At 72.1% G+C, this 18388-nt stretch carries 16 protein-coding genes; 15 read left to right on the top strand and 1 reads right to left on the bottom strand.

Going from position 1 to position 18388, the window contains the following annotated elements; all coding sequences use genetic code 11:
* The first annotated feature begins 79 nt into the window (after positions 1–79).
* From ACWCSV_RS10770 to ACWCSV_RS10710, 13 genes are all read left to right on the top strand, one after another.
* A complete protein-coding gene (locus ACWCSV_RS10770) occupies positions 80–1324 on the top strand; it encodes an SfnB family sulfur acquisition oxidoreductase (RefSeq protein WP_451140644.1) in 1245 nt (414 codons plus the stop codon).
* Between the two features lie 74 nt (positions 1325–1398).
* Complete coding sequence (locus ACWCSV_RS10765) at positions 1399–2547, top strand: LLM class flavin-dependent oxidoreductase (RefSeq protein ID WP_451140642.1); 1149 nt, start codon at positions 1399–1401, stop codon at positions 2545–2547.
* Entirely contained in the window at positions 2544–3398 is an 855-nt protein-coding gene (locus tag ACWCSV_RS10760) for an ABC transporter ATP-binding protein (protein ID WP_451140640.1), read from the top strand. Before ACWCSV_RS10765 ends, ACWCSV_RS10760 begins: the two co-directional genes overlap by 4 nt.
* A 37-nt stretch (positions 3399–3435) precedes the next feature.
* Positions 3436–4476: an aliphatic sulfonate ABC transporter substrate-binding protein gene (locus tag ACWCSV_RS10755; protein WP_451140638.1), complete on the top strand. Its 1041-nt coding sequence runs from the start codon at positions 3436–3438 to the stop codon at positions 4474–4476.
* On the top strand, positions 4473–5339 hold the full coding sequence (locus tag ACWCSV_RS10750; RefSeq protein WP_451140636.1) for an ABC transporter permease: 867 nt from the start codon (positions 4473–4475) through the stop codon (positions 5337–5339). The genes ACWCSV_RS10755 and ACWCSV_RS10750 overlap by 4 nt, the downstream gene beginning before the upstream one ends.
* 696 nt (positions 5340–6035) lie before the next feature.
* On the top strand, positions 6036–7064 hold the full coding sequence (locus tag ACWCSV_RS10745) for an amino acid ABC transporter permease (RefSeq protein WP_451140634.1): 1029 nt from the start codon (positions 6036–6038) through the stop codon (positions 7062–7064).
* The gene (locus ACWCSV_RS10740) at positions 7061–7867 is read left to right on the top strand and encodes an amino acid ABC transporter ATP-binding protein (RefSeq protein WP_451140632.1); all 807 of its coding nucleotides are present in this window, start codon (positions 7061–7063) and stop codon (positions 7865–7867) included. Before ACWCSV_RS10745 ends, ACWCSV_RS10740 begins: the two co-directional genes overlap by 4 nt.
* Before the next feature lie 125 nt (positions 7868–7992).
* Positions 7993–9012 carry a transporter substrate-binding domain-containing protein gene (locus ACWCSV_RS10735; protein ID WP_451140630.1) on the top strand — a complete coding sequence of 340 codons (1020 nt, stop codon included), beginning with the start codon at positions 7993–7995 and terminating at the stop codon, positions 9010–9012.
* Between the two features lie 76 nt (positions 9013–9088).
* On the top strand, positions 9089–10195 hold the full coding sequence (locus ACWCSV_RS10730) for an FAD-dependent oxidoreductase (RefSeq protein ID WP_451140628.1): 1107 nt from the start codon (positions 9089–9091) through the stop codon (positions 10193–10195).
* Positions 10196–10261: 66 nt separating this feature from the next.
* A complete protein-coding gene (locus tag ACWCSV_RS10725; RefSeq protein WP_451140626.1) occupies positions 10262–11029 on the top strand; it encodes a GNAT family N-acetyltransferase in 768 nt (255 codons plus the stop codon).
* Positions 11030–11095: 66 nt separating this feature from the next.
* A complete protein-coding gene (locus ACWCSV_RS10720; protein WP_451140624.1) occupies positions 11096–12331 on the top strand; it encodes an LLM class flavin-dependent oxidoreductase in 1236 nt (411 codons plus the stop codon).
* On the top strand, positions 12328–13677 hold the full coding sequence (locus tag ACWCSV_RS10715; protein ID WP_451140622.1) for an NtaA/DmoA family FMN-dependent monooxygenase: 1350 nt from the start codon (positions 12328–12330) through the stop codon (positions 13675–13677). Before ACWCSV_RS10720 ends, ACWCSV_RS10715 begins: the two co-directional genes overlap by 4 nt.
* Before the next feature lie 103 nt (positions 13678–13780).
* Positions 13781–13972 (top strand): hypothetical protein, encoded by a 192-nt coding sequence (locus ACWCSV_RS10710; RefSeq protein ID WP_451140620.1) that lies wholly within the window; start codon positions 13781–13783, stop codon positions 13970–13972.
* 49 nt (positions 13973–14021) lie between these two features.
* Here the strand turns inward: ACWCSV_RS10710 and ACWCSV_RS10705 are convergent, their stop codons facing one another.
* Positions 14022–15290, bottom strand: coding sequence for an Ig-like domain-containing protein (locus ACWCSV_RS10705; protein ID WP_451140618.1), 1269 nt, complete (start codon positions 15288–15290; stop codon positions 14022–14024).
* Between the two features lie 177 nt (positions 15291–15467).
* Here ACWCSV_RS10705 and ACWCSV_RS10700 point away from each other — a divergent pair, with 177 nt between their 5' ends.
* Both ACWCSV_RS10700 and murJ read left to right on the top strand, forming a co-directional pair.
* Positions 15468–16640 (top strand): lipid II:glycine glycyltransferase FemX, encoded by a 1173-nt coding sequence (locus ACWCSV_RS10700; RefSeq protein ID WP_451140616.1) that lies wholly within the window; start codon positions 15468–15470, stop codon positions 16638–16640.
* Positions 16565–18343, top strand: a complete 1779-nt coding sequence (gene murJ / locus ACWCSV_RS10695; protein ID WP_451140614.1) for a murein biosynthesis integral membrane protein MurJ — start codon at positions 16565–16567, stop codon at positions 18341–18343. The genes ACWCSV_RS10700 and murJ overlap by 76 nt, the downstream gene beginning before the upstream one ends.
* The last annotated feature ends 45 nt before the right edge of the window (positions 18344–18388 follow it).

Below are 18388 nucleotides of genomic sequence, written 5' to 3'. Positions count from 1 at the left end.
GCCCGCGCTCTTCACTCCCGCCGCGCTCTCCCCGACCGCGCCGCCGACCGTGCGTCCGCGCCCGACACCCGGAGTACCGATGACCGTTTCCGCCGCCCCTCCCCCTGCCTCCGCCGACGGCCCCTCCACCGGTGGCCCGTCCGCCACCCATGTGGTCCGCGACGACGCGGAGGCGCTCGCCCTCGCGTCCGAGATGGCCGCGGAGTTCCGAACGGGCGCCGCCGCACGGGACGCGGAGCGCCGTCTGCCGCACGCCGAACTCGATCGTCTCTCCGCCTCCGGTCTCCTCGGCATCACGGTCCCCGGGGCGTACGGCGGTGCTGGGGTGCGCCACACCACCCTGGCCCGGGTCGTACGGACCCTCGCCTCGGCCGATGCCAGCCTCGCGCAGATCCCGCAGAGCCACTTCGTGTACGTCAACGTGCTGCGCGCCCGGGGCACCGAGGAACAGCGCCGGTTCTTCTTCGGCGAGGTGCTGGCGGGCCGCCGTCTCGGCAACGCCCAGTCCGAAGCGGGTACGAAGCATGTCCAGGACATCCGGACCCGGCTCACCTCCGACGGGGGTGGCGGCTTCCTGCTGACCGGGGAGAAGCACTACTCGACCGGGGCTCTCTACGCGCACTGGATACCCGTCCTGGCCAGGGGTGACGACGAAGAACTGTGGGTGGCCTACGTGCCGCGTTCCGCGGGCGGCGTCACCGTGGTGGACGACTGGGACGGAATGGGGCAGCGCACGACCGCGAGCGGGACGGTCCGGCTCGACGGCGTCCGCGTGCCGACCGACCGGGTGGTTCCGCACCATCTCACCTTCCGTGGACCGCAGTTGCATGGTGCCGTCGCCCAGTTGCTGCACTCCGCCATCGATGCGGGCATCGCGGCCGGCGCCCTGGAGGAGGCCGCCGCCTTCGTACGCACCAAGAGCCGGCCCTGGTTCGAGAGCGGGGTGGAGAAGGCGTCCGAGGACCCCCTCCTCATCCAGCGGTTCGGTGAACTGTCCCTGCGCGTGAGGTCGTCCGACGCGCTGCTGGCCGAGGCTGCGCGCGCGGTCGACCGGGCGGAGGCCGGTCTCACCGACGACTCCGCCGCCGAAGCCTCCCTCGCCGTCGCGGCGGCCAAGGTCGTCGCCGCGACGGCGGCGGTCGAGACCGGCTCGGCGCTCTTCGAGGTGGCGGGCACCAGGGCGGCGCTCGACTCCCTCAATCTGCACCGGCACTGGCGTGACGCCCGGACCCACACCCTGCACGACCCGACGCGCTGGAAGGTGCAGCACCTGGGCCGGTGGACGCTCAACGGCACACGCCCGCCCCGCCACGGACTCCTCTGACCCCTGGCTGTTCCCGTTCCGCCGCATCCCTCGCTCCGCCGGATCCGGCTCCCCTCACCGAAAGGGCTCCCCTCATGTCTCTCACGTTCCACTGGTTCCTTCCCACCAACGGCGACAGCCGGCACGTCGTGGGAGGCGGTCACGGCACGCCCGTCACGGCGGCGGGCGGCGACCGCCCGCCGAGCGTTCCCTATCTCACGCAGATCGCGCTCGCTGCCGAGCAGCTGGGCTTCGTCGGCGCTCTCACCCCGACGGGCGCCTGGTGCGAAGACGCCTGGCTCACCACGGCGTTGATCAGCCAGCACACCGAGCGCCTGAAGTTCCTGGTGGCGTTCCGGCCCGGATCGGTGTCGCCGACCCTCGCGGCACAGATGGCGTCCACGTACCAACGACTCACCGGAAACCGGCTGTTGCTGAACATCGTCACCGGTGGCGAGAGCCACGAGCAGCGCGCCTACGGCGACTTCCTCGACAAGGAGGGGAGGTACGCGCGCACCGGTGAATTCCTGCACATCGTGCGGGAGTTGTGGAAGGGCGGGGTCGTCGACCACGCGGGCGAGCACCTGCGGGTGGAGGACGCCAGGCTCGCGAGGGTGCCCGAGCCGGTCCCCGAGATCTACTTCGGTGGTTCGTCCCCCGCCGCCGGTGTGGTCGCGGCCCGGCACAGCGACGTCTACCTCACCTGGGGCGAGCCGCCCGCGGCCGTCGCCGAGAAGATCGCCTGGATCAGGAAGCTCGCCGCCGAGGAAGGGCGGACCGTACGCTTCGGCATCCGGCTGCACGTGATCACCCGGGACACCTCCGAGCAGGCGTGGGCCGAGGCCGGACGGCTGCTGGACGGCTTCGACGAGCAGACCATCCGGTCCGTGCAGGAGGGTCTCGCGCGCAGCGAGTCGGAGGGGCAGCACCGGATGCTCGCGCTGCACGGCGGCGGCCGGGACGGGCTGGAGATCCATCCGAACCTGTGGGCCGGCATCGGGCTGGTACGCGGGGGCGCGGGCACGGCCATGGTCGGTTCGCACGAGGAGGTCGCCGACCTGATCGCCGAGTACCAGGCCCTGGGCATCGAGGAGTTCGTCCTGTCGGGATACCCGCACCTGGAGGAGGCGTACTGGTTCGGCGAGGGCGTCCTGCCGGTCCTGGCACGGCGCGGGCTGTGGAAGCACCCGTTCGCGAGCGCCGCCGCGCCCTCGGCCATCGTCCCGTTCGCGGGGCGGCCGTGAGCCGGGCCGGCTCGGCAGCGGATGTGGCCGGGCCGGGGGTGGCGGCACCGGAGGCAGCCGGCCCGGGGGAACGGTCCGGTGCCGCCGCCGTCTCCCTGCGGGGTGTCGGCCGGGACTTCGGGCAGGGCCGGCGGGCCCGGAGCGTGCTGGCCGGAATCGACCTGGATCTGGCGGCGGGCGAGACGGTCGCGGTGCTGGGGCCGTCCGGGTCCGGCAAGTCGACGCTGCTGAGGCTGATCGGCGGGCTGGACGTACCCACGTCGGGTCGGGTGCTGGTCGACGGGCGCCCCGTCGCCGCGGGCGATCCGCGTACGGCGGTGGTGTTCCAGGACCCGCGCCTGATGCGCTGGCGCACCCTGTCGTCCAACGTCGCCTTCGGCCTGCCGAGGGGCACCGACCGGGCCGTGGGGCGGGCCACCGTCGCCCGGCGGCTCACCGAGGTGGGCCTGGACGGGTACGGCGGACACCGCCCCGGTCAGGTCTCCGGCGGTATGGCGCAGCGGGCCGCGCTCGCCCGGGCCCTGGCGCGGGAGCCGGGTGTGCTGCTGCTCGACGAGCCCTTCGCGGCGCTCGACGCGCTCACCCGGATGCGGATGCAGGACCTGCTGGACACGATGCAGCGCGTGGCGGGCACCACGGTGCTGATGGTCACGCACGACGTGGACGAGGCGCTGCAGCTCGCGGACCGGATCGTGCTGCTCGGGTCGGGTCCCGCCGCCACGATCGCCGCCCGGATCGACGTACCCGTCGCACGTCCCCGGCCACGCGGGCATCCGGAGCTGGCGCCGCTGCGAGCCGATCTGCTGTGCCGGCTCGGCGTCGGCACCCCCGACCGTCCCCACCAGCCCTGAGAGACAGGCCATGAGAGACACCTCCGTGAGGACCACTGTGAGCACCACTGTGAGAACCGCCGTGCGAAGAGCCGCGGGCACCGCTCTCCTCGCCGGTCTGCTGCTGACCGCCACCGCCTGTGTGTCGGGCGAGTCCGCCGACGGTTCCGCCGCGGCCGGCACCAGCGCCGGGGGCGCCTCGGTGACGGTCCGGCTGGACTGGGCGTACTACAACCCGGAGAGCCTCGTCCTGCGGGAGAAGGGCTGGCTGGGCGAGACGCTCTCCGCGCAGGGCGCCGCCGTCACCTGGACCCAGTCACTCGGCAGCAACAAGGCCAACGAGAACCTCCGCGCGGGGGCGATCGACTTCGGCTCGACGGCGGGCACACCCGCTCTGCTCGCCCGTGCCAACGGGACCGAACTGCGGACGGTCGACGTGTACAGCCGGCCGGAATGGTCCTCGCTCGTCGTCGCGAAGGGCTCGCCGATCCGGTCGGTGAAGGAGCTGAAGGGCAGGAAGGTGGCCGTCACGAAGGGCACGGACCCCTACTTCTTCCTGCTCCAGGCGCTGGAGAGCGCCGGTCTCGGCGCCGACGACGTCACGGTCGTCAACCTCCAGCACGCGGACGGCCGGACGGCTCTGGAGCGGGGTGACGTGGACGCGTGGGCCGGGCTCGACCCGTACCTCTCACAGAGCCAGATCGACAGCGGCTCCCGGCTGATCTACCGGAACCTCGCGTTCAACTCGTACGGCTTCCTCAACGTCTCCGCGGACTTCGAGCAGAAGCACCCCGAGCTCGTCCAGACGGTCGTGGACGGGTACGAGAAGGCCCGCGCCTGGATCATCGCCCACCCGGACGAGGCCGTGCGCCTGCTGGCCGAGGAGTCCAAGGTGAGCGAGGCGGTCGCCCGGCAGCAGCTGACCGCACGCACCGAGCTCGACATCTCACCCGTCCCCGGCGGAGAGCAGCGCGCGGTCCTCGACCGCATCGCGCCGGTCCTCGTGGCGGAGAACCTGGTGCCGGACCGGAAGGCCGTCGACGGAGCCCTGGACTCGCTCTTCCTCCCCGAGTACGCGCGGAAGGCGAATCCCTCGTGAGCGCCGGAACCGCGGAGGCGGCCGCCCGGGCCGCGGAGAAGGCAGCGACGGCAGCCCCGTCGGTCACCGGCGAGCGTGCGCGCCGTGGCGGCGAGCGGCTCGCCGCCACCGGGCGGGCGGCCGGGCGCGTGGCGGCGGGGCTGCTGGTCCCGGTGGCGCTCCTCGTCGCCTGGCAGACGGCGGCGCGGTCGGGGGCCTACTCGCCGAGCCAGCTGCCCGAGCCGCTGGCGGTGGCCCGCGCCGCCCGGGTGCTCTGGGAGCGGGGCGAACTCCTCCACCACGTGGCGATCAGCGTGCAGCGGGTCCTGCTGGGCTTCTCCGCCGGGGCCGGGGCAGGACTCGTGCTGGGGGGCCTGGTCGGGCTCTCGGCCACGGTGCGCCGGCTGCTGGGCCCGACCATCCAGGCGCTGCGCGCCGTACCGTCGTTGGCGTGGGTTCCGCTGCTGCTGCTCTGGCTCGGCATCGGTGAGACGCCGAAGATCACGCTGGTGGCCGTCGGCGCCTTCTTCCCCGTCTACACGACGGTGGCCTCGGCGCTCGACCACGCCGACCCCGGCCTCCGCGAACTGGGTCACGCCTACGGCCGCCGGGGCCCCGCGCTGCTCGCCCAGGTACTGATCCCCGCGGCGGCGCCGTCGGTACTGTCGGGGCTGCGGCTGGGGCTCGCCCAGGGGTGGCTCTTCCTGGTCGCGGCCGAGCTCATCGCCTCGTCCATGGGTCTGGGCTTCCTCCTGATCGACAGTCAGAACACCGGGCGGACCGACATCCTGCTGCTGGCGATCGTGCTGCTGGCCCTGCTCGGCAAGGCGACCGACGCGGTGCTCGGGGCGGTGGAGAGGGCCGTGGCCAGGAGATGGACGTGACCGTACGGTCCGGCGTCGCGCGCCGGGAGGTGTTCCGGTCGTCGTGGTCGCCGTGTGACCGGGCATGAAGCCCGTGTTACAGGATCACGAAATGAATGCCGCCCGACGCGGCGTCCGTCGCCTGTCCGGACGTCGCGACCAGTCACCTCCCTGATGACGTTTCCACTGGTCAAGCCGGTGGAAACGGGTCACCCCGGCAGGGTGGGGCCGGCTCTCTACACCTGTTCACACGACTCCGGATCATATTGACGCCTTCTCCCTCGCATGGATTAACTGACGCCGGACCGGCCCGGTGATTCCCGGCGGTCCGGCGGCCACGATCCCGTGGACCACCCGTTCCACCGAGCGTGTCCCAGCGGCTCGCTCACTGCGGCAGAGAGACCAGGATGACCAGCATGGAGAGCGCACCGGAGAGGACGGCAGGCGTCCGCCGCCTCCACTCCGCCGTGCCGTCCGCCGCGCTGTCCGTCTCGTCCTCGCGTACGCCGTCGCACGGGTGCGGAGCATGCCGCTCGTGTACCTGCGGGCTGCCGGCCTGCGCACCGCACTGCGGCTGCTGACCGGCCGGACCACGTCCGCCCCGCCCGTTTCGCGTCTTCCCCGAGACCCTGCCCGGACTCCGGCCGGGGTTCCCCGATTCAGCCCGACCGCGTGCCGCGCGCGCCGTCCGGCCACCCTTTGACTGCTGGAGCACCCATGCCCGAGACGTCCGCGCCCCCGGAAGATCCGGTCGCCGGCTCTCCGTCCGCCCCGCCCGGAGAGCCCCCGGCCCCGAAGGCCGCCGCTCGCACCGCCTCGGCTCAGGACCCACGTCTGGCGGCCGAGCGGGTACTTCCGCTGCGTCACCCGTGGCGGTGGGTCCTCACCGCGGTGGTCGTCGTGCTGGTGGCCCAGTTCGTCCACGGGCTGGTGAGCAACCCGTTCTACCAGTGGAGCCGGTTCTCGTACTGGTTCTTCCGCCCGGTGGTGCTCGACGGCCTGCTGATCACGCTCGAAGTCGCCGCTCTCAGCGCGGTGTTCGGCCTGATCGGCGGAGTGATCCTCGCGCTGGGACGGCTGTCGCCCAATCCGGTGCTGCGATCCGTCTCCTGGGTCTACATCTGGCTGCTGCGCTCGGTACCGCTCATCGTCGTGCTGCTCTTCCTCTACAACTTCAGCGCGCTGTACCAGACGCTGAGCCTGGGCGTTCCGTTCGGGCCGGCCTTCTTCGAGTTCGACGAGTCCCGGCTCGCCACCGACATGACCGTCGCCGTGGTCGGCCTCAGCCTCAACGAGGCGGCGTACGCGGCCGAGGTGGTCAGGTCCGGCGTGCTCTCGGTGGACCAGGGCCAGCACGAGGCGGCCTCGGCGCTGGGACTGCCGCGCGGGTACCAGTTCCGCCGCATCGTCTTCCCGCAGGCGCTCCGGGTGATCGTGCCCTCCTACGTCAATCAGCTGATCGGCCTGGTCAAGGGCACCTCGCTGGTCTTCTACGTCTCGCTGCTCGACCTGTTCGGCACCGTCCAGAGCCTGGGCTCCACCTACTCCGGGGACATCGTCCCGCTGCTGCTGGTCGCCACTCTCTGGTACGTCATCCTCACCAGCGTCATCTCGGTGATCCAGTTCTACGTGGAGCGCCACTACTCGCGCGGCGCGCTGCGGACCGTCCCCCCGACCCCGCTGCAGAAGTTCCGGGCCGCCGTCCGGGCCGCCCGTTCCAGGACCGCGATCGGATCGAGCACATGAGCGTCATCGCCCCGCAGGGCACGAAGAGTCCCGTCCGCGCCGAGCCGGTGGCGGTGGAGATCCACGGGGCACACAAGTGGTTCGGTGAGCACCAGGTCCTGCGCGGCATCGATCTGACGGTCGAGCCGGGATCGGTGACAGTGATCCTCGGGCCGTCGGGGTCCGGCAAGTCGACGCTGCTGCGCACGGTGAACCACCTGGAGAAGCTGGACATCGGCCATGTGACGGTCGGTGGCGAACCGATCGGGGTACGGCACCACCGCGGCCGGCTGAAGGAGCTGCCGGAGCGCGCCATACGGGCGCAGCGCAGCCGGATCGGCTTCGTCTTCCAGAACTTCAACCTGTTCCCGAACCTCACGGTGCTGGAGAACGTGGCCGCCGCGCCCACCGCCATCGGTCTCGCGGACCGCGACGGTGCCCGTGAGCTGGCCCGTACCCTGCTCGACCGGGTGGGGCTGGCGGACAAGGCGGACAGCTATCCCCGCCAGCTGTCCGGGGGCCAGCAGCAGCGGGTCGCCATCGCCCGGGCGCTCGCCCTCGAACCGGGTGTGATCCTCTTCGACGAACCGACCTCGGCGCTCGACCCGGAGCTGGTCGGCGAAGTCCTCTCCGTCATCAGGGAGCTGGCGACCGGGGGTACGACGCTGATCGTGGTGACCCATGAGATCGGGTTCGCCCGCGAGGTCGCCGACCAGGTCGTCTTCCTGGACCAGGGCGTGATCGTCGAGCAGGGGAAGCCCGCCGACGTGCTGGACAACCCGCGCGAGGCCCGTACCAGGGAGTTCCTGGGCAAAGTCCTCTGACCCTCCGCGCTCCGGACCGTGAACCGATCGAACGTCAGCCGCCTGTCGGAGTAAGGCTCCTGTGCCGAGACTCCCCTCCCCCACACGTCCTCTCACCTGTGCTCCATCACCCTCAAGGAACCGACATGTCCCGCCGCAGATCCCGTCTGTCCACCCTCGCCACCGCCGGCACCGTCCTGGCCCTCGCCGCCGGGCTCAGCGCCTGCGGTGACAGCGACACCGAGGACTCCGCCGGCGCTTCGGCCGCCGCCAAGGGATCGGTCGTCATCGGCGCCGCCTCGAACGGCGCCGCCAAGGAGATCACGCTGGACGTCCCCGAGGTCGCCTCGATCCGCGCCCAGCTGCCCAAGTCCGTCATCGAGGACGGGAAGTTCACCATCGGTCTGGGGATGCTCCCCGCCGGTTCCGCGCCGCTCGGCTACGTCGGCGACGACCAGAAGACGATCACAGGCTCCGAGCCCGACCTCGGCCGCCTGGTCGCCGCCGTCTTCGGCCTGAAGGCCGAGCCGAAGAACGCGACCTGGGAGAACCTGTTCGTGGGGATCGACAGCGGGCGCACCGAGGCCGGCTTCTCCAACATCACGGACACCGAGGAGCGCAAGAAGAAGTACGAGTTCGCCTGCTACCGCCAGGACAACCTCGGGTTCGAGGTGAGCAAGGAAGCGGGCTGGGACTTCGGCGGCGACTACAAGAACCTGGCGGGCAAGACCATCGCCGTGGGCTCCGGCACCAACCAGGAGAAGATCCTGCTGGAGTGGCGGGACAAGCTGAAGGCCGAGGGCAAGAAGCTCGACGTCAAGTACTTCGCGGACAACAACAGCGCCTATCTGGCGCTGAACTCGAACAAGATCGACGGGTACTTCGCCCCCAACCCTTCCATCGCCTACCACATCACCCAGTCCGCGAGCACCCCGCAGGCCACCCGTAGCGGCGGCACGTACTCGGGTGCCGGGGCGTCGCTGCAGGGGCTGATCTGCGCCACGGCGAAGAAGGACAGCGGGCTCGCCAAGCCGCTGGCGGATGCCATCAACTACCTGATCGAGCACGGTCAGTACGCGAAGTGGCTGGAGGCCTGGAACCTCAAGGACGAGGCCGTGCAGAAGGCGGAGGTCAACCCTCCGGGCCTGCCGGTCACCAACTCCTGATCCACCGGAACACCGCACCCCCGGCCCTGGGCCGGGGGTGCGGCCGGCCGTAAGAAGGCAGAAAGGAAGGCCCGTCATGGCACCCAGTGTGGTGATCGTCGGCGGTGGGGTCATGGGCGCCGCGGCGGCCTGGCGTCTGGCAGCCCGCGGCCACCGGGTCACGGTGCTGGAGCGGTTCGGGCCCGGCCACGACCGGGGCAGCTCGCACGGCAGTTCCCGCATTTTCCGGCTGACGTACGCCGATCCCTGGTACGTCGGGCTCGCCCTGCGGGCGCTGCCGCTGTGGCGGCGGCTGGAGGAGGAGTCGGGCCGCCCGGTGCTCGACGCCACCGGGGCGGTCGACCACGGGTCGCCCGGGACCGTCGGGGAGCTCGCCGCCACGCTGGCGGCGGCGGGCCGTCCGGGGCTGGTCCTCAGCCCGGCCGAGGCCGCCGAGCGCTGGCCCGGGCTGCGCGCCGATACGACCGTGCTGCACCACGCGGAGGGCGGCCGGCTGCACGCCGACGCCGCCGTGGCGGCGCTGCTCGCGGCGGCGTCGGGTCTCGGCGCGGACGTCCGGCACGGGGTGCGGGTGCGCGGCCTGCGCCCGACGGGGAGCGGCGTCACCATCGAGACGGACCAGGGCGGCCCCCTCGTCGCGGACGCGGCCGTGGTCGCGGTCGGCGGCTGGTCGCCGACCGTGCTGCCCGGCCTGGTGGACGGACTGCCGCCGCTGCGGGTCACCCAGGAGCAGCCGCTGCACTTCGCGGTGGACGGTGCGCTGGAGTGGCCCGCCTTCGTGCACCACCCTGGCGCCGGTTTCGACGAGCCGGGCGGTGTGTACGGGCTCGGCAGCGCGGACGGCGTCAAGGTGGGGTTCCACGCGGTCGGGCCGGTCGTCGACCCCGACCACCGGGACCGCACCCCCGATGCGGCGGCGGTCGAGCGGCTGGAAGCCTACGTACGTACCTGGCTGCCGGGTCTGGCCCCGGCCGCTCCCGAGCCGGTCACCTGCCTCTACACGTCCACTCCCGACCACGACTTCGTGGTCGACCGGCGCGGCCCGGTGACGGTTCTCGCCGGCTTCTCGGGTCACGGGTTCAAGTTCGCCCCCGCCATCGGCGAGCTGGCGGCGGACCTGGTCGAGGGCCGTCCGGGGGCCCGGCGCTTCGCCCTCGGGCGCCCCCTGCCCGCCGCCGGCTGACCCGGACCGTCCCCGCCCACCGTGCCGGCGAACGGCACGGTCCCACCGAAGGAAGAACGGCCTCACATGTCCACCGAAGTCCAGCCACCGCACTCCCTCCCCAGGACCGACCCCGTCTCCGCCCGGCCCACGCCGCCCGAACCGCACGTGCTGGACAACGCCGCCTGGGCCGCCCTGACCGGACCGCACCGCCGCTTCGCGGAGATCGTCGGCTCCGCCGCCCGCTACCAGACCGACGTGGCCCCCTTCGTGGCGCTGCGCGACTCCTCGGACCCGCGTGCCTGGGACGATCTGGCGGAGCTCATCGGGCCCGGCGCGCAGACCGCGGTGACCGGGATCAGCAGCGTCCCGGACCACTGGGAGACCGTGGAGGAGGCGGGGGGCGTACAGCTCGTCGCGGACACCCTGGTCACGCGCTCCGATCCGGAAGCCGTCCGGCTGACCACGGCTGACGTCCCCGAGATGCTGGACCTGGTGGGGCGGAACAGGCCGGGGCCGTTCCTCCCGCGCACCATCGAGCTGGGCGCCTACTGGGGGATCCGGCGCGGCGGAAGACTGGTGGCGATGGCCGGGGAACGGCTGCGGCCCCCCGGCCACACCGAGATCAGCGCGGTCTGCACGGACGCCGAGCACCGCGGCGAGGGCCTCGCGACCCGGCTGGTCCGCCATGTGGCCGACGGCATCCGGGACCGCGGGGACATTCCGTTCCTGCACGCGGCGGCCACCAACGAGAACGCCATCCGCCTCTATCTCTCGATCGGCTTCGCCCTGCGCCGGCGCAACCTCTTCGCCGTGGTCCGCGTCCCCGGCGGTGACCCCGCCGGGGCCAGCTGACCCCCGGAGCGGACCGGCCGCGTCACCCCGTACTTCCCAGCCGATCAGGAAAGGCACTTCCCCCTCATGTCGCAGTCCCCCTCCTCACCTCCCGAACCCCTCCATCTCGCCGTGGCGCTCGACGGCACGGGCTGGCACCCCGCGTCCTGGCGCGAGCCGGGGGCCCGCGCCTCCGAGCTCTTCTCCGCCGGCTACTGGCTGGACGCCGTACGGGAGGCGGAGCTCGGCCTTCTCGACTTCGTCACCTTCGAGGACGCGCTGTCCCTCCAGTCCACCGACCCGACCGCCGACGACCGGCGTACCGACCAGGTGCGCGGGCGTCTCGACGCGGTGCTGATCGCCTCCCGGGTGGCGCCGCTGACCCGGCACGTCGGACTGGTGCCGAGCGTGGTCGCCACCCACACCGAGCCGTTCCATCTGGCGAAGGCCATCGCGACGCTGGACTTCGTGAGCGGTGGCCGTGCCGGGGTCCGGGTCAAGGTCTCCGCCTCGCCGCACGAGGCTGCGCACTTCGGCCGCCGGGACCTGCCGCCGTTCCGTCCGCAGGACTATCTGCTGCCCGAGACACAGGTGCTGGTGCGCGAGCTGTTCGACGAGGCCGCCGACTACGTCGAGGTGCTCCGCAGGCTCTGGGACAGCTGGGAGGACGACGCGGAGATACGCGACGCCGCCACCGGGCGGTTCATCGACCGCGAGAAGCTGCACTACATCGACTTCGAGTCCAGGTACTTCAGCGTCAAGGGCCCCTCGATCACCCCGCGTTCGCCGCAGGGCCAGCCGCTGGTGACCTCGCTGGCCCACGCGGCCCTTCCGTACGAGCTGGTGGCCGGGTCCACGGACATCGGTTACGTCACACCTCACGGAGCCGACGAGGCGCGGGCGGTGACCGAGGAGATCCGGGCCGCCCAGGAGGCGGCCGGGCGGGGCGGGGAGACCGTCCACGTCTTCGGGGATCTGGTGGTCTTCCTGGACGAGACGGCCGGCAAGGCGGAGGAGCGCCGCAGCCGCCTCGACGACGTGGCGGGCGCTCCGCTGACGAGCGACGCCGAGATCTTCACCGGCACCCCCGCCGAGCTGGCCGACCTGCTGCTGGAGTGGCAGCGGGCGGGCCTGAGCGGGTTCCGGCTCCGTCCGGCGGTCGCGGCCCACGACCTGCCGGCCATCAGCCGGGGCCTGGTGCCCGAGCTCCAGAGCCGTGACGCGTTCCGCCGCGCGTACGAAGCCGACTCGCTGCGCGGCCTCCTCGGCCTCTCGCGTCCCGCCAACCGTTACGCCCGGGTCCGGGCCGGAGGACAGTCATGAGCGACAACCTGAAGCAGATCCACCTCGCGGCCCACTTCCCCGGGGTCAACAACACCACGGTCTGGAGCGACCCGGAGGCGGGCAGTCAGATCGACTTCGCCTCCTTCAGCCACTTCGCGCGGACCGCGGAACGGGCCAAGTTCGACTTCCTGTTCCTGGCCGAGGGGCTCCGGCTGCGCGAGCAGGGCGGGGCGATCTACGACCTCGACGTGGTGGGCCGCCCTGACACCTTCGGAATCCTCGCCGCGCTGGCGGCGGTCACCGAGCGGATCGGCCTGGCCGGCACCATCAACTCCACCTTCAACGAACCGTACGAGGTGGCCCGGCAGTTCGCCTCCCTGGACCACCTCTCGGCAGGCCGTGCGGCATGGAACGTCGTCACCTCCTGGGACGCGTTCACCGGCGAGAACTTCCGCCGCGGCGGCTTCCTCGCGGAGGAGGACCGCTACACCCGCGCCGAGCAGTTCCTCCGTACCTCTTGGGAGCTGTTCGACTCCTGGGCCGCGGACGAGATCCTCGCGGACGCGGAGAGCGGGCAGTTCCTGCGCAGCGCGGACGCCGGTACGTTCGCCCACCACGACCAGCACTTCGACATCGCGGGCCGCTTCAACGTGCCGCGTTCCCCGCAGGGCCGCCCGGTGATCTTCCAGGCCGGCGACTCAGATCAGGGCCGGGAGTTCGCCGCGGCCACCGCGGACGCCATCTTCAGCAGGCACTCCGCCCCGGAGCCGGGCCGCGCGTTCTACCAGGACGTCAAGGGCCGGCTCGCCCGCCACGGACGCGAGCGGGACGACCTGCTGATCCTGCCCGCGGCCACCTTCGTGCTGGGCGACACGGACGCCGAGGCGGAGGAGCGCGCGCACGAGGTGCGGCGCAGCCAGGTCAGCGGCCAGACCGCGATCAAGTTCCTGGAGCACGTGTGGAACCGGGACCTGTCCGGTTACGACCCGGACGGGCCGCTGCCCGAGATCGACCCCGACACCGGTGAGCACACGGTGACCCGGGGCCGCGCGAGTGTGCGGATGGTCCGCGACCCGCTGGCGACCGCGGCTGAGTGGCGGCAGCGGGCGAAGGCGGAGGGCCTTTCGATCCGGGAGCTGGTGATCGAGACCAGCGCCCGGCAGACCTTCATCGGTTCGCCCTCGACGGTCGCGCGAGCCGTGAACGACTCCGTGCAGAGCGAGGTGTCCGACGGCTTCATCCTCGCCCCGCACCTGGTGCCCGGCGGTCTGGACGAGTTCGCCGACACGGTGGTCCCGCTCCTCCAGGAGCAGGGCGTGTTCCGTACGGAGTACGAGGGGACGACGCTCCGGGACCACCTCGGGCTGCGTACGCCGAAGGGCTGATCACCGCGGTGGGCCCGAGAGGCGGTGAAAGGCCCTCGGGCCTCGCGGATTCCGCGTTGCCCCGGCCGTCGCGATGTGATCGGCTGTGCGTGAAAAGGAAGTTGTGGTCCCTGGGGAGGGGCCGGGGCGAAGAGCCCTGTGGACGCTGCCGGGGGAACACCGTCTGCGGGCGGGCGGCCCCAACGGGGCGGCGGTGCTCACCGGCGAAGCCCGCGAGCAGCGGATCGACGCCGAACTGGCCGAGCCCCGAATCGCGCCGGTCCGCGGGGTGTTCACCCACGGGATCAGCGAATGAGGGGCGGGCGACGGTCGCGCGCCGTCGCCCGGCGGCCGGTCCCTCCCCTTCAGTCCAGCGCGCTCCTGGCCTGCCAGTCGGTCCAGGACACGTTCCACGCGCCGTAGCCGTTGCCCTCCGCGACCACGCCCTTGGTGTCCGCTCCGGTGATCTCGAAGGGGTCTCCCACCTGTGTCTTCGCGTAGAGCTCGGCGGCGTCCGCGTCGCTCATGCCCACGCAGCCCGAGCTGTGGTTCGCGACACCGAAGTACGCGGCGTTCCACGGCGCGGCGTGGGCGTACATGCCCGACCAGGTGAGCCGCATCGACGAGTCCACCATCTTGTCGTAGGCGTCGCCCAGGCCTACCGTCTCGGAGCGCATGTTGATGGTGCCCTCCTTCGCCATCAGTACGGCGGTACCGCGCCAGGACGCCTTGTCGCCGCCGGGAGTGCCACCGGAGACGGGTATGTCCATGACGGTGCTGCCGTCCCGGACGAGCGCCAGCCGGTGGCGGTCGAGGTCGACCTTGACCACCTGCGCGCGGCCGACGGTGAAGGACATGGCGTAGTCGCGTACGAAGAACCCGCCGCCGGGCCCCGAGTCGGTGCCGTTGAGCCCGGCGTCCAGGGTGATCCTGGTGCCGGGCTTCCAGTACTCCTTCGGCCGCCAGTCGACGCGGTCCTTGCCGGAGTAGTCGCGCAGCCAGCCCCAGGAACCCTCGGTGTGGTTGGAGGTGGTGACCTTGAGGGCCTTCTCCACGGCCGCCTTGTTCTTCACCGGGTTGTCGAAGACGACCGACAGTGGCTGCGCGATGCCGACGGTGACGTCCTTGCCCGGGGCGAGGGTGAGTTTGTTGACCAGGTCCGCCTTCGCCGTGGTGAACTCCTCGGTGTCCGTGCCGCCCAGGGTGTCCGTCGCCGTCACGTGGTAGCCGATGCCGGGTGCGGCGGGGCGGTCGGAGGTCCAGGTACGGCCGTCCGCTGATATCCGGCCGTCGAGGGTTCCGCCGGAGTCGTCGGCCACCTCGACCGTGCGCAGGGTGCCGTCGGCCAGGGTCACCGTGACGGGTGCGCCGGCGGGAGCTCGGTCGCCCCGGAGACTGACCGAGACGTCGGCGCTTTCCGTGCGGTGCGGGCCACCCCCGGCTGAGGGACCGCTGCCCGGTCCGGATGCCGAGGCGCTGCCGGAGCAGGCGGTCAGGGTGGCGCCCAGGACCGCTGTCCCGGCCACCAGGGTGAACCGGACCCTTCGGCCGGGCCTGTCGGCGCCGTCCGCGCGCGGGTCCGGTGGACTCGTCGTGGCGACCTCAGGGACTGGGGTGTCTCGGTGGAGTGGCATGACTGGACCATAGGACCCGCACACCAGGGCAAAAAGGGTGAACTTCCTCCGTGACAGGGACCGGAGCGGAACGGTCATCGTCCGGTCACATGGACCGCGCGACTCCGTCACGGGCCGTCGCCACCATCCGTCTGCGGCCAGGCCGAGCGGCCGGCCCGGCAGAACGGGGAGACGGGGATGTCAGCACTGCAGGTGGCCGGTGGCCACGAGGGACAGCGAGGCCTGCGGACGGGCCGGATCACCGCCGAAGCCCATCGGGCGTGGATGTCGGCCCACCCCGGCGCGAGCTTCCTCCAGTACCCGTCGTGGGCCGGGGTGAAGGACGGCTGGCGGTCGGAGACCGTCGGCTGGCACCACGACGACGGGAGTACCGCAGGCACCGCGCTGATCCTCTACCGGCAGTTCCCCGGAACCCGGAAGTACTTCGCCTACGTGCCGGAGGGCCCGGTGGCCGACTGGGCGGACCCGGAGATCGACCGCTGGCTGGATCCGCTCATCGCGCATCTGCGGAAGGCGGGTGCCTTCGCCGTACGGATCGGGCCCTCCCCCGACTACCGCCGCTGGAACGCCGCACGGCTCAAGGCTGCGACGGGACCCGGCCGGAGGATCGGTGACGTGCTCGCCGACGAGGTGGACCCCCTCGGGACGGCGGTCGCCGAACGGCTGCGCGCACGGGGATGGCGGCGGTGCGGCGGGGACGGCGAGTCCGGGGGCGACGCCGACGCACAGCCCCGCCACGTCTTCAGAGTGCCGCTCGCCGGTCGCACGCAGGACCAGCTCTGGACGGGCCTCAATCAGGAGTGGCGCCGCAACGTCCGCAGGGCACGGAAGGCCGGTGTGCGTGTCGTCGCCGGAGACGCCGGACAACTTCCGGATTTCCACCGACTGTTGAGAATCACCGAGGAGCGGGACGGTTTCCGGCTCGGCCGCTCCCTCGCGTACTACCAGCGCCAGTACGCCGTGCTCAACGCGGAGAGCCCGGGGCGGATGCGGCTTCTCCTCGCCGTCCACGACGGGGAGATACTGGCCGCGCACACCATGATCAGCACTCCTGGCCGGGTGTGGTACCAGACAGGCGCGTCGGCCGACCACCGCCGGGAGGTGCGCCCGAGCAACGCGCTCCAGTGGCGGATGATGGTGGACGCCCTCGCCCAGGGCGCCGCGGTCCACGACATGCGCGGGGTACCCTCCACCCTCGACCCCGAGGACCGTGCCTTCGGCCTGCTGCGCTGGAAGCTGGGCACCGGCGGGCAGGTGGTCGAGACCCTCGGAGAATGGGAGACACCGGTGGGCGGCGCCGCCAACAACACTCTGTACCGGGCGTTCCACGCCTATCTGGCGCACCGGTGACCCCGGGGGAGGCGACCGGACAGGTCGCGGCGGCCGGGCCGGTGGACCGCGGGTCCGGTGCCGAGCCGGAGCGGCACACGCGGAGGAAGGCCGGGTCGGCGCTGCGCAGCGGGGCCGTGATGGCGGCCGGCTCCGTGGTCTCCCGGGCCACCGGGTTCATACGCTCGGCGGTCGTCGTCGCCGCCCTCGGGACCGGTCTGCGGGCCGACGGCTACACGGTCGCCAACACCGTGCCCAACATCCTCTACATCCTGCTCATCGGTGGCGCGCTCAACGCCGTGTTCGTGCCCGAACTGGTCCGGGCGGCCAAGGAACACGCGGACGACGGCGTCGCGTACACCCAGCGGCTCCTCACCGTCTGCACGGCGGGCCTGGTCGCACTCACCGCCGTCGCCGTCGCCGGGGCTCCGCGGATCGTCGCCGCATACACCGACTACTCGGGCGAGCAGGCGGAACTCACGATCACCCTCGCGCGCTGCTGCCTGCCCCAGATCCTCTTCTACGGGCTCTTCACCCTCCTGGGCCAAGTACTCAACGCTCGGGGCAGGTTCGGCGCGATGATGTGGGCGCCGGTACTCAACAACCTCGTGGTGATCGCCGTCTTCGGGCTGTACCTCGGCTTCGCGGCCGGCGCGGGCGGCGATCCGAGCGCGGCACAGACACGATGGCTCGGCTGGGGCACCACCGCCGGGATCGTCGTGCAGACACTGGCCCTGGTGCCTGTGCTGCGGGCGGCCGGGTTCCGCTGGCGGCCGCGGTTCGACTGGCGTGGCAGTGGACTCACCCGGCCGCTGCGGGCGGCCGGGTGGCTGGTGATGCTGGTCCTGACGAACCAGGCCGCGTACTGGCTGGTGACCCGTCTCTCCACCCTCACCGGCGAACACGCGGTGGACCAGGGGGTGTCGGGGGGTGCCGGCTACACCGCGTACAGCAACGCCTATCTGCTCTGGGTGGTTCCGCAGGGGATCGTGACCGTCTCGCTGGTCACCGCCCTGATGCCGCGGATGAGCAGGGCCGCTGCGGAGAGAGACCTCGCAGGGGTGCGCCGGGATCTCTCGTACGCGCTGCGCACCTCGGCAGCGGTCGTGGTCCCGGCTGCCTTCGCCCTGTTCGCGCTGGCCCCTTGGGTGATGGGTTCGGTCTTCGGGTACGGCCGTACGAGCGGCGCCGACGTGACCGTGATGGCGGGGATGCTGAGGGCCTTCGCACCGGGTCTGATCGCCTTCTCCGGGCAGTACGTGCTCTCCCGGGGGTTCTACGCCCTCGGCGACACCCGTATGCCGTTCCTGCTCAATCTGGTGATCGCCGGGCTCAACGCGGGCCTTTCCGGAACCGCCTACTTGGTGCTGCCTGCGCGCTGGGCGGTCACCGGCATGGCCGGGGCGTACACCCTGGCCCTCTTCGCGGGCTGCGCCGTCACCGGACACGTCCTGCACCGGAGACTGACCGGACCGGTCTCACGCCCTCAAGCGCTCCGGCGATCAGCGGTGTTGTGGGCACACCTGCGGCTGATCACGGCCTGCCTGCCCGCCTCGGCACTGGCCTTCGCCTCGGCCCGGGCATGCGCCGGAGCCGGCGATCCGGTGGCCGCCCTGGCCGGAACGGCGGTCCTGGCGTCGGTGATCGCCCTGCTGGCCCGCCCGCTGCGCCTGCGGGAGACCGGCGCGCTGCTCTCCTCCGCGCGGGCCCGACTGCGCAGGTAGGAAAGGTCCGCAGGAGGCGGGGGCGGACGTCCTCCCTGCGGAAAC

It is taken from the genome of Streptomyces sp. NPDC001770 (assembly GCF_053596135.1).
This window is presented reverse-complemented; position numbering and strand designations above follow the sequence as displayed.